The organism is Dyadobacter sp. NIV53, assembly GCF_019711195.1.
Taxonomy (GTDB): Bacteria; Bacteroidota; Bacteroidia; order Cytophagales; family Spirosomataceae; genus Dyadobacter.
The window spans coordinates 2344311-2356840 of record NZ_CP081299.1 but is presented as its reverse complement, the minus strand read 5'-3'; the positions used below and the strand labels follow the sequence as shown (position 1 = coordinate 2356840).

At 39.5% G+C, this 12530-nt stretch carries 12 protein-coding genes and 1 pseudogene; 6 read left to right on the top strand and 7 right to left on the bottom strand.

The features are described from left to right. Positions 1–35 precede the first annotated feature (35 nt). The 7 genes from KZC02_RS09485 to KZC02_RS09455 form a co-directional block, all read right to left on the bottom strand. The gene (locus tag KZC02_RS09485) at positions 36–737 is read right to left on the bottom strand and encodes a phosphoadenylyl-sulfate reductase (RefSeq protein ID WP_221393883.1); all 702 of its coding nucleotides are present in this window, start codon (positions 735–737) and stop codon (positions 36–38) included. Next, positions 734–1198 carry a DUF3368 domain-containing protein gene (locus KZC02_RS09480; protein WP_221393882.1) on the bottom strand — a complete coding sequence of 155 codons (465 nt, stop codon included), beginning with the start codon at positions 1196–1198 and terminating at the stop codon, positions 734–736. Before KZC02_RS09480 ends, KZC02_RS09485 begins: the two co-directional genes overlap by 4 nt. Next, positions 1191–1418 carry a UPF0175 family protein gene (locus KZC02_RS09475; protein WP_221393881.1) on the bottom strand — a complete coding sequence of 76 codons (228 nt, stop codon included), beginning with the start codon at positions 1416–1418 and terminating at the stop codon, positions 1191–1193. The genes KZC02_RS09480 and KZC02_RS09475 overlap by 8 nt, the downstream gene beginning before the upstream one ends. A gap of 14 nt (positions 1419–1432) precedes the next feature. After that, entirely contained in the window at positions 1433–2620 is a 1188-nt protein-coding gene (locus KZC02_RS09470) for a PLP-dependent aspartate aminotransferase family protein (RefSeq protein ID WP_221393880.1), read from the bottom strand. A gap of 137 nt (positions 2621–2757) precedes the next feature. Next, on the bottom strand, positions 2758–3924 hold the full coding sequence (locus tag KZC02_RS09465) for a TSUP family transporter (protein WP_221393879.1): 1167 nt from the start codon (positions 3922–3924) through the stop codon (positions 2758–2760). Between the two features lie 200 nt (positions 3925–4124). Then, positions 4125–5204, bottom strand: a complete 1080-nt coding sequence (locus tag KZC02_RS09460) for a hypothetical protein (protein WP_221393878.1) — start codon at positions 5202–5204, stop codon at positions 4125–4127. Next, positions 5201–5839 (bottom strand): ATP-binding cassette domain-containing protein, encoded by a 639-nt coding sequence (locus KZC02_RS09455; protein WP_221393877.1) that lies wholly within the window; start codon positions 5837–5839, stop codon positions 5201–5203. Before KZC02_RS09455 ends, KZC02_RS09460 begins: the two co-directional genes overlap by 4 nt. A 186-nt stretch (positions 5840–6025) precedes the next feature. Here KZC02_RS09455 and KZC02_RS09450 point away from each other — a divergent pair, with 186 nt between their 5' ends. From KZC02_RS09450 to KZC02_RS31660, 6 genes and pseudogenes are all read left to right on the top strand, one after another. After that, entirely contained in the window at positions 6026–6865 is an 840-nt protein-coding gene (locus tag KZC02_RS09450) for a sterol desaturase family protein (RefSeq protein ID WP_221393876.1), read from the top strand. Between the two features lie 217 nt (positions 6866–7082). After that, positions 7083–8119, top strand: a pseudogene (locus tag KZC02_RS09445) (isoaspartyl peptidase/L-asparaginase family protein). A gap of 88 nt (positions 8120–8207) precedes the next feature. Further along, on the top strand, positions 8208–9629 hold the full coding sequence (locus KZC02_RS09440) for an alpha-L-fucosidase (protein WP_221393875.1): 1422 nt from the start codon (positions 8208–8210) through the stop codon (positions 9627–9629). 241 nt (positions 9630–9870) lie between these two features. Continuing rightward, the gene (locus KZC02_RS09435) at positions 9871–10746 is read left to right on the top strand and encodes a hypothetical protein (protein ID WP_221393874.1); all 876 of its coding nucleotides are present in this window, start codon (positions 9871–9873) and stop codon (positions 10744–10746) included. A 220-nt stretch (positions 10747–10966) separates the two neighbouring features. Beyond that, a complete protein-coding gene (gene fic / locus KZC02_RS09430) occupies positions 10967–11527 on the top strand; it encodes a protein adenylyltransferase Fic (protein WP_229254120.1) in 561 nt (186 codons plus the stop codon). A gap of 284 nt (positions 11528–11811) precedes the next feature. Then, positions 11812–12489, top strand: coding sequence for an alpha-L-fucosidase (locus KZC02_RS31660; protein WP_229254117.1), 678 nt, complete (start codon positions 11812–11814; stop codon positions 12487–12489). Positions 12490–12530 lie beyond the last annotated feature (41 nt).

Here is a 12530-nt window from a genome sequence, read left to right as displayed (position 1 = left end):
ATAGCCGATAGCCGATAGCCGATAGCCGATAGCCGTTATTTCGCATGTAATCCGCATTCCTTTTTTGATTCATCTTCCCACCACCAGCGTCCGGCACGGAAATCCTCGCCTTCCTGAATTGCACGTGTACATGGCGCACAGCCGATGCTCACAAAACCTTTGTCATGAAGTGGGTTGTAAGGTATTCCGTTAGACTTCACATAATTTTTTACTTCTTCAAATGACCAGTCAAGAATTGGGTGGAATTTAATCAGGTCGTGCGCTTCGTCAACTTCCAGCTTACTCATTGACTGACGGTTTCCCGACTGTTCTGCCCGGATACCCGTCACCCATATTTTTGCTCCTTTCAAAGCACGGTTTAAAGGTTCCACTTTACGGATAAAGCAGCACTCTTTTCTGTTTTCTACTGAATCATAAAAACTCAATGGCCCTTTTGAGCTCATTAATGTTTCTACTGAATCCGTTTGAGGATAATAGACCTTTATTTTTGAATCGTAACGGTTGTTCGTTTTTTGCAGCGTCATGTACGTTTCATTGAACATCCTGCCAGTATCAAGGGTAAAGATGGTAATATTCAGATTATTCTTTAAAATGAAGTCCGTAATAACCTGATCTTCATAACCCAAGCTTGTCGAAAATACGACTTCACCTGGAAAAAGATCAGCCAGAATAGCCAGTGATTCGGTTTCACTTTTGCCTTCAATGGCTGCGTGCAGAGAGGATGTGTTTGTATTCATGGTGATTCGCCTGCTTGTCTGATTGCTTCATCGATTGTGTTCAAATTGATTCGGAAATCAGTATTTAAAATCTTATTTAATATTGCCTTGGCAGATGGTGTTGTACCTTTTAGTTTTGCATTTACAATAACACCGATTGTGCCTGTAATCTTTATTCCTAGCTTGGTAGCTATTTTCCTTGCTTTAAGATCATCTAGAATTACGGTAGAATTTTCAATTTCAAAAGATAAAGCAATTGCTGTCGACTCGCCTAAATCCAATGAATCTTCTAATATCAATTGTAAACCCTTGTTTTTAACTTCTAAAACTTCAATCCAACCCGGTATTTCCTGATCAAATTCTTTTGCAATTTCCGGGGTGATTATTATTCTTTCATAATTGGCTTTGAGAATTTTTAACTCATCTATTTTGCTCAAAAGAATCAGGCAACTGGTATCAGCAATAACCAAACTTTCAGGCATTGGCTATGTCACTTTTTAAGTCTTCAACTGAATCTCCAAATATTGAAAATCCAAACCGACCCATAATTTCTATAAAAGTGCGCTTATTAATTCCCACTATATCAGCAGCTTGCCCAAGAGTGACTTTGCCACGTTCGTAAAGTTGCCCTGCAAAAATCATTTTTAACTCGAATTCTTCCGATTCGACAGATTCTGGCAAATTAATTGTTAGCGTTTTCATAGTAACAAACGATTTTACTCCAATATATCACTTTTTACCGACACCTCTACTGCATTGTTGAAATCTTCGATCAGGTCTTCAATGTCTTCCAGCCCAACTGAAATACGGATCAATCCTTCGGTAATTCCCAAAGCTAGTTTTTCATCAGCTTTCAATTTGGCATGCGTGGTCGTATAAGGATTTGTAACGATTGTTCTGGTATCTCCTAAATTTGAAGAGAGCGATGCAATCTCCAAAGCATCCATAAATGCCGCAACACGTTCAAAACCTCCTTCAAGATCAATTGTTACAATAGCACCACCAGCACTCATTTGCCTTTTAGCTAATTCATGCTGAGGATGGGATGGAAGAAACGGATATTTTACCATTTTAACTTCCGGATGACTTTCCAAAGCAGTTGCCAGAGCCAGTGCGTTGGAAGAATGTTTTTCCATTCTCAGATTCAATGTTTCCAGGCTTTTACTTAATACCCACGCATTAAACGGAGACATAGATGGTCCGGTCTGGCGACAGAAAAAGCGTAATTCTTTAATATATTCTTTTTTCCCAACTACAATACCGCCCAATACACGACCCTGTCCATCCATAAATTTGGTAGCAGAATGAACAACCAGATCGGCACCGAAATCTACCGGATTTTGTAAAGCTGGCGAAGCAAAGCAATTGTCTACGTTAAATATCAGTTTATGCTTTTTGCAAATCCTGCCAATCATTTCCAGGTCAACCAGATCCAAACCTGGATTTGAGGGTGTTTCCAGATAGATCATTCTGGTGTTTGGCATTACAGCTGCTTCCCATTCTGCTTCACTTGCGTCCGCATCAAGGTAAGTATATGTAATTCCCCACTTACTGATAATCTGTGTAATGATCTGATGCGCTGAACCAAACAATGCACGACAGGCGAGAATATGATCACCGCTTTTTAACAAAGCAGCCATACTTGCAAACACCGCTGCCATACCCGTAGCAGTTGCTACACCATCTTCACAATCTTCCAGCAGACAAACTTTGTCCACAAATTCCTGTACACTCGGATTTGAAAAACGGCTGTAAATATTGCCGTCTTCTGTTTCTTCAAAAAGTGCTTTACCTTGTTCCGCACTCTCGAAAGTAAAACTGCTTGTCAGGAACAAAGGAGTGGAATGCTCACGATAATGTGTCTTTTTAGACTGGGTACGTATTGCTTTTGTTTGCTTTTTCATGAATTAAGCTGTTGGCCGATTGCTGCACGGCGAACCGCCATAAGCATTTAGCCTTTTACTGGATTAAATATTCGTTTCTGGTAATAAATCTATATTAATACTCTGGATTTTGTTCTGGTGTTGCTAATAGCTATCAGCTAAAAAAGCACCATATATATGATCCTCATACTTACGATGATCACAATCGTTCCAACCATAATCATCATTGTTTTTATCGGTAATCTTCTTGACAAATTCGCTGCAATAGGAGCAGCAACCATTCCGCCCAAAATCAATCCTAATACTACCTGCCAGTGAGAGAATCCAATTATACTGATAAACGTAACCGAACTTGCCAATGAAACAAAAAACTCAGCCAGATTGACAGAACCAATGGTGTATTTAGGGTGACGTCCTCTGGCAATTAATGTTGATGTTACGATTGGACCCCAACCACCTCCTCCAATAGAATCAAGCGTTCCGCCAGCCAATGCAAGCCATCCTATTTTTTTAATTGGCCGTTTTTCAATACGTTTCTTCAACGCTTTTTGAATAATAAGAATTCCCAGTATTAAAGTATAAACTGCAACAAGAGGCTTGATGATATAGATGTATTTTTCCAGCGAAGACAAGAGATAAGCACCCAGAATGGCACCTGCTACACCGGGAAAAAGTATTTTCTTGAATAATTTACTATTAACATTGCCAAATTTGAGGTGCATGTAACCTGAAACACCACTGGTAAAAATTTCGGAAGTATGCACACTCGCACTTACAGCAGAAGGGGGAACGCCGAGTGTAAGCAGAAAAGTTGCAGATGTAACGCCATAAGCCATTCCAAGTGCACCATCAATCATTTGTGCTATAAAGCCGCCCAACACATAATAAAAGAAGCTTTCATTTAATTCCAGTTCATTCCAAAGGATGGAAAGCCGGTCGTATGTAATGAATTTAAATAGCAAATGACCAACAATCATTAAGGCGATTGCCGAGAAAATATTTACAAATATTTCGGTACGGGTTCGTTTGCGTAAGGTTGCAGCCCATATTTTCTGCTGAACCGTTTCCCAGGTGAGCGGTGTTTTATGCTCTTTCTGCGGTTGACTGGTTTTTAAACCGGATTTTACAGGAACCTTATTAAACAGACTGTCAGATTCTTCTGGTAAATCTCTTAAATAAACGATTTGCCCTCTTTCTCTTGCAAGGGTCGCTAAACGCCGGTCTTCTTCAGGGTCACCACTTGCAATATATGCTATATGGATAGATTCCCAGTCCGTTGATTCGCTGCTGTCCGATGAGGGTTTAAAATCGTCTGCTTCCTTCAAAGTCTATTTGGTATACTATTATTGTAGAGTATATTTTCAATAAAATAGCAAACAAGTGTTTGCTATTCAGGCTACAAAAGTAGAATCAAATTGTTAATTTTCAAAGAATAAAAAATAGCCGGGTACGTCCCAGCTTTTATTTAGAGCCAATTTAAATTTTTCATTTTGATCATAAAAAGTACCCGATCCTCAATTGCTGATCAGGCAATATTTTTGGTTTTTGCCTGCCACTTGGGATATACAAAATACGTAAATACTAATAAAGCCAAAGTAATTCCCGGAATTGGTATTTTGTATAAAACCAATAGCGTCAGTAATACAAAACCAATCAGTACTGCCTGCATGGTATCTTCCAGTAATCCGGTTTTTTTATATAGATAAGTATGAAAAAGCATAATTATGGCTAATCCTAAACCATACAATTGTGCGGTTTCTGAAAAATTCAGGACATTATAACGAAGTACAATTAATGTTTCAGGTAATATAATGATCATATGTAAGACGAGTGCCCTGACAAACCGCCGGTTCATAGAAGTCGGTAAAGACCGGTTCCAAAGCCAAATTGAATTTTCCCACTGAAACAACTCGTAAGACAGGCCAATATTAAGCAGATATCCCAGTGATAAGCCGATTGCCGGAAGCCGCAAATCATAAGATGGATCGGTTCCATAATAAAGTAGCGTTCCAACAAATACAATTGCTGAACCTGTTTTGCACACTAATAAAGTGATTCCCTTTTCCCTGATGAGCCATTCCAACGACCAATAGATCCATGATACAGGACGTGGGAATTTACTTATTCCTTCTTTTTTGTTAACAAACAGGCGCGGATTTCTGATTCTCCATTCGGCAGAAGCAACAATCGCCAGGCTTAAAAATGCATAAAAGACAAAAATAGGCCAAACCCTGCTCAAAAGTTTGTCCTGAACAGCAATTGAAATCAGATAAATTCCATAATAAAGCAACGGCTGGATAAACCCAAAAGCAAGTATTATAAAACGATAAAAACGTTTGCGGTTACTCCAGAGCCGAGTAAAATAAACGAATCCATAGGTTTGCTGTTTCCAGAGATTTAATAAAAAATGTATGCAAAGTAATGTGTAAAGGAGCCAGGCAATCAGTAAATAGACCATTCCAAACCGGTCTGTCAGGAAAAACGCTGCAAATGCGTGATGTTCGTTGCCACTTAAAAAGCCAAACAAGATTCCGATTAAAACGAAAAACATTCCTGCACGTTGTTTAAAAAACTCCGAAACGGTTGATATCAGAATTGTTTTCATACGGAAGTTATGCGGTGAAGTGATTTTTCTTTCAACGCATAACTGCCGGTTATTTCAAGTCCTTCCTGCCGGAATGCCTGATGAGAGGAAAGCAGGAACGTTACCCCATTGACATAATACGTTTTTATCAATGCAAAAAGTGATGTTCTCGCTTCATGGTCAATGGTTATCAGTGGTTCGTCGAGAATAATAACCGAAGGAGTTCCAAGAAAAGCGATTGCCAATGATACCTTTTTTACCATTCCACTGGAACAGCTTCCAAAAGGATTTTTTAAATAATTGATTCCCAACGCATCAATTAACATTTCTGCCTGTCCGGCCGGGCTATTTTTTGCTTCTGCAACAAATGCAATCAAATCTGCCGGAGTAAGAAAGGAAGGATATAATGGTTCCGCTTCTCCCAGATTTAAACATAACCGGTAATCAACCGGGTTCTTTTTAAGGTCGAACTTCCCATCCAGAATTATTTCGCCATTGTAAGGCAGCATGCCCGATAATGTCCGGAACAGCGTTGATTTGCCCGCTCCGTTTTCTCCTTGAATCCAGAATATCCCGTAATCTATTTGCCATGAACTTATATTCAGAATTTCCAGCGAGCCATATCGCTGCTGCACATTACGGACTTCCAGTACCATTATATATTATTTTCGGTGTTTATATCTTGTAAAATATGTAATTGTGTCATATCAGTTAGTTTGATGAGACAATTTTTTTAATCTTTCTGTAATTACGATAAAAATAAATCGGCCTTTTTCAATTCAATTATTTATTCTAAAAAAAGCTAAATTTGTACAATATATAATGTTGTAAATAATTGACGAATGCAGACCATTATCAACTATTTCGAACACATACCTTCCGCTCACCGTAGTGCGATACTAATAGGGGGCATTCTGTTTTTCTGGCTCATTGAAGGCGCATGGCCATTATTCCGCTTTCCATACAATAAATGGAGGCACGCCGGAACCAATATCTTTTTTACATTAACAACCATTCTGGTAAACTTTCCTCTTGCTTTTATACTCGTAAAATCCAGCGACTGGGCTGTGCAATCTGGTTTTGGGATCGTACAATGGTTATCACCAATGCCTTTGTGGGCACGGGCAATTGCGGGATTATTATTACTGGATCTGATAGGGGCGTGGCTGGCACACTGGACCCAGCATAAAACAAAGTGGATGTGGCGTTTTCACATTATCCATCATGCCGACCAGCACGTAGATACTACAACTGCCAACCGGCATCATCCCGGCGAAAGCCTGATCAGGTTTATGTTTACAACCGCTGCTATTCTGATTGCTGGCGCGCCCATGTGGCTGGTATTTTTATACCAATCGTTATCGGTTATTTTGTCCCAATTCAATCATGCTAATATCATCCTTCCAAAATGGCTGGATAATGTGCTGAGTCTGGTTATGGTTACGCCCAACATGCACCATATTCATCATCATTATGTACAACCCTACACGGACTCAAATTACGGGAATATATTTTCTATCTGGGACAGGATTTTTGGCACTTTCATGTGGATTGAACAAAAGGAAATTGTCTATGGAATTGACACACATCCTGAACCGCATGAACACAGCCAGATTGGTAACCTGCTTAAAATACCGTTTCAAAAATACCGTTCTGCTGTTGACGTTAAAAAAAATGATTGACTGATTTTTATTTTGGTAAATCATTGCCTGCATAGCGGCTACATGTTTGTAGTCAGAATAGAATATTTTAAAGGTAAATATTGCTCATTGCCTACTTCTTAAATATTTTTAATAAATTGTGCCCCTGTATGGTTTGTTAACTTCCGAAAGCCAGTATCGATGCCGATATGAAGTGTAGCGTACAATACGTTAAAAAATATCTAACTGCTCTATATTCATGACTCCCAGCCGCCGTTCCTTTTTGCGCTTATCAGCTTTGGCAATTCCGTTTACACAGATCAATAAACTATTTGCCGGTACAGTTATTAACAAACCAATTGTTGTTTCTACCTGGGACAGTGGACAAATCGCCAATGCAAGTGCGTGGCCTGTTCTTGAAAAAGGCGGAAAAGCTTTGGATGCAGTGGAACAGGCAGCAATTGCGATCGAAAATGATATCAATTGCTGTGTGGGGCTGGGGGGAAATCCGGATCGTGACGGGCATGTAACGCTTGATGCCTGTATTATGGATGAAAAAGCAAATTGTGGTTCTGTTGCATTTATGGAGAGGATAAAACATCCGATCTCAGTGGCACGGAAACTCATGGAAACTACGCCACATGTATTTCTGGCAGGCGAAGGCGCACAGCAGTTTGCGTTGGAAAACGGATTTAAACTGGAACCGGACAAACTTTCACCGGATGCAGAAAAAGCGTACAAAGAATGGTTGAAAAAAGGGAATATAAGCCGGTTATCAACATTGAGCATCAGCAATCACACCCAAAAGAAAAAGGCCACGGCCCGTTTGCTCCCAACCGTTTTGACGACGGGACTTTCAATCATGATACCATGGGGACGATTGCCCTGGATGCTAACGGCGATTTGTCGGGCATGTGTACTACAAGTGGAATGGGCTTCAAAATGCGTGGACGTGTAGGAGATTCTCCAATTATAGGTGCCGGATTATTTGTAGATAATGAAGTTGGAGCCGCCACATCGTCCGGACAGGGCGAAGAAGTGATCCGCGTTTGTGGGACACATTTAGTCGTGGAACTCATGCGTACAGGCCTTTCACCGGAAGCTGCTTGTAAAAAAGCAGTTGAACGTATTGTCAAACCCAATCCTGAACGTGCCAAAACATTCCAGGTAGGATTTATTGCTATTAATAAACAAGGCGAAGTAGGAGCATACTCAGTTCAAAAAGGATTTAATTATACTGTTACTGAAAAAGGAGGAAAGGGGAAGGTGATTAATGCGCAAAGCTATTTTTCTTAATTGGAGAAATGTTCAATTCTAAATGTGCAATAATCAAATCTCTTTTTGTAAATATTATAATGAAGGCCTTTTACAATATAATTAACCAATGAAATTTTATACAATCATTCTTTCTGTTGCCAGTATTTTCCTGGTTCATACATTATCTGCTCAGCAGCATTCTGAGCAGGATCACTCCAAATACATTGCACCAACCGATCCGCTTGTTCAGCAAAAACTAAGCAAATGGCAGGATGTCAAGTTTGGATTATTAATGCATTGGGGAACTTACAGCCAGTGGGGAGTGGTGGAATCCTGGTCACTTTGCCCGGAAGATGAAGGCTGGTGTGAACGAAAAGGGCCTCATTCACATGATTGGTATGAATACAAAAAAGCGTATGAAGATATTTCTAAAACCTTTAACCCTGTCAAATTTAATCCGGACAGATGGGCTCAGGCTGCTAAAAACGCGGGTATGAAATATGTGGTTTTTACGACCAAACATCATGACGGTTTTGCCATGTTTGACTCAAAATATACGGATTACAAGATCACAAACACGCCGTTTAAAACGAATCCTAAAAGCAATGTGACGAAGGAAGTTTTGTCTGCATTTCGCAACCAGGGTTTTATGACGGGCACTTATTTCTCCAAACCTGACTGGAATACGGCATCTTACTGGTGGAAATATTTCCCGCCGAAGGATAGAAACGTTTCTTATGATCCAAAGAAATATCCGGACCAATGGAACAAGTTCAAGGATTTTACTTACAATCAGATCGAAGAATTAATGTCAGATTATGGCTCTGTTGATATTCTTTGGCTGGATGGCGGATGGATTCGTCCAAAAAGCACCATTGACCCGAATATCAGCTGGCAAAAAAGTATCCCGTACGATCAGGATATTGATATGGCCCGCATTGCAAAAATGGCAAGATCACATCAGCCCGGTTTGCTGGTTGTTGACCGTACTGTTACCGGTGAATTTGAGAACTATGTAACGCCCGAACAGCAGATTCCGGATCATTACATGTCGATTCCCTGGGAGTCCTGCATGACTATGGGAGATTCATGGTCGTATATTCCAAAAGAAAACTTTAAATCCACAACCAAGCTGGTTCATACCCTGATTGATATTGTCGCAAAAGGAGGCAATTTGTTATTGAACGTTGCACCCGGACCAGATGGAGAATGGCATGAAGAAGCCTATCAGCGTCTTGAAGAAATGGGTAAATGGATGAATATAAACAGCATCGGAATTTACGAAACAAAACCACTAGCGCCATACAGACAAGGAAAATGGGCGTATACCAAAAAGGGAAATACAACTTATGCTTTCTATCTGGCGGAAGCTGGCGAAACAATTCCTGCAAGCCTGAAACCGGAAGGACTTTCTATTCCTGCAACGGCTAAAATCACTTTGGCCGGTAGTAAAAAAGTATTAAAACTAAAAGATGGCTCGGTTCAGATCCCTGCTAAAACAATTGCTGAAATCGGGCAGCAGCCAGCTTATTTGTTTGTGATTGAATAGGCAATGCAGTCTGCGTTATAAATTTCTTAGTTTCCTTAAATGAGTATAGTCCGGGAATGTTATCTTTATGCGGTAGCGTTTCCGGATTTTTTTGGGGTTTATGGAGTGTGTTTTGGATTGTTATAGAAGATGCACACTTGTAATGAAACATTATCATATCCTGAAAATTAGCAATTTAAGGCGTTGTATAAATTAAAAAGTGCGTCAATACATTAGTTAGGTGCTATATTAAAATAACATCATGCGTAAAGAACTTTGGTATTTCTTGATAAATGGACAAACAGACAATATAACAGGACTGTATGGTAATTTCTATGCTTACGGACAACATTTAGGCAATGCATTGGACAATACTTTTAAAGTCATTTCAAAGGAAGGTTTCAACAATCCAAACTTAATTGAAGCCTCTAAGTTAGACAATTTTGAAGTCATTGAGAATAGAGAGGAGTTGAAGAAATTATCAAGCAAAGTACACATGAGACAGAAGACACACTCATTTGCATTTGACGACCCTGATAAAGAATTTCAACCACCAATAGGAATTTCAAAAGCAACAGGAGATGAAGAATATGATTACGATTTAATTTCAGAAAATTTCGTTGCTTTCGGACAAGACGAGAATGGATTTTTTGAATTTGAGTTAGTTGTAGGCAAAGCAAAATTTGTAGAAGTATTTTTAAAGACGATTGAGTTCTTACCATTGGTTGACGGATTTTGGATTTATATTCAAAATCATTGGGATAATGACAAAACAGAGCTTTGGGTTGCTAAACATTTTGTAGAGAAAGGACAAATCATTGACTTCCTTACTAAACACGAAATCAATACTCTAAAAAATGGCTATATCAAAGTAGTTGTTCATTGTTCACAAGGAGAAACAAACCTGACACTTGACGATCACAAAAAAATACAACTTCATACCAAAGATGAAGACGTTTTCAAACAATTCATTGGACAAATAGTTGAATTAGGATATGAACAAACTCGTGAATTTTATAATTTAGAATTTGGTTTTCTTCATTGGCATTATAGGCTTTCAGACAGTTTGACAAGAAAAGAGTTTATCAAAATGTTACAAGAGAACGAATTTGAATTAATAGACAAGTGGGACGAATAAATACAGCACCTTAACCATGGTCTGTGTCTTCATAGAACTGTCAATACTCCAACTTATCATCAATGAAAGTCCCGTGAAGACACGGGTACAGATTTAAAACTGCGACAATCTGTCGCAGTTTTACCTTGGAGACATAATTTATTGATAATTAACAAGTTGCAGTCACTTGATAATGTACGATTCTATACAAACGAAGCCTGCACCCAGTTCCAAAACCTACATGAAGGACATAGATAAAAACAGCCTCAAAAAAGCTTACCGCCTATTTGAAACAGGAGATATTGACAAAATTAAAGTTGGTAAAACGAAAGGTCTGCAACAAATACACAAATACTTCTTTGACGGTTTGTATGATTTTGCTGGCAAAATACGCAGTAAAAACATATCAAAAGGGGGTTTTAGATTTGGCAATGCATTGTATTTAAATGAGATACTGGCAAAGATCGAACAAATGCCTGAGCAAACTTTTGACGAGATCATTGCCAAATATGTTGAAATGAATATTGCTCATCCGTTTATGGAAGGTAACGGAAGAACTATGCAGATATGGCTGGATATGTTGTTGAAAGCGAAACTGAAAAAACTCGTAAACTGGCAATTCGCAGACAAATTGCTCTATTTAGAGGCGATGGAAAGAAGCCCCGTCAACGATCTGGAATTGAGAACACTGCTGTCCGTGAATTTAACCAATGAGATAGACAATCAGGAAATCATCTTTAAGGGAATAGAACAATCCTACTATTATGAAGGCTATAAAAAAGAAGATGATGACAAAATTTAAAACGCATTTCACAGCCTTGCCATTTGTGTGAACAGATATGTCAAGAGAATCAAAAAATTGTCAGATATTTATCTATCCATTGTAACGGGCACTTTTTCTGGCTGCCCAACTGAATTCCTGAATCTAATTTACCTGACTTAATACTACTCCAAAATGATAAAACAAATAGCCGGATTATTTCTGCTAACAGCATTTACTTCGTTTGCTCAAACTCCCCCAAACCTTATGGTGCACTTCCAGCTCCCAGGCAGATTGCATGGCACGAAACAGAAGTTTACGGCATTATGCATTTTACGCCTACAACATTTGAAAATAAAGAATGGGGATACGGTGACGCTGATCCAAAATCATTCAATCCCTCAGATTTTAATGCGGAACAAATAATCCTGGCTGCAAAAGCGGGCGGTTTAAAAGGTATCGTTTTTGTCGCTAAACACCATGATGGATTTGCGTTGTGGCCCACAAAAACTACGGAATACAATATTTCAAAAAGCCCTTTCCGCGACGGTAAAGGAGATATGGTGAAAGAAGTAGCTGATGCGGCGCGGAAACATGGACTTAAATTTGGCGTTTACTGTTCTCCCTGGGACCGGAATAATGCCAAATATGGAACGCCGGAATACCTGGCTATTTATCGTGAACAGCTTAAAGAATTGTATACCAACTACGGCCCGCTGTTTATGTCCTGGCATGATGGTGCGAATGGCGGTGACGGATATTATGGTGGTGCGAAAGAAAAACGGTCGATCGACAATACAACTTATTACCAGTGGGATTCGACCTGGACAAACCTGACACGTAAATTACAGCCAACGGCTAATATTTTCAGTGATATTGGATGGGATGTGCGCTGGGTAGGAAATGAAGACGGAGAAGCTGCGGAAACTTCATGGGCAACTTTGACTCCGGTTCCTTCTGAAAGGACAGAATGTCGCAGTTCCGGGACAGGCAAATGCAGATGAAAATCCGGGAGGAACTCGCAATGGTAAATTCTGGATTCCGG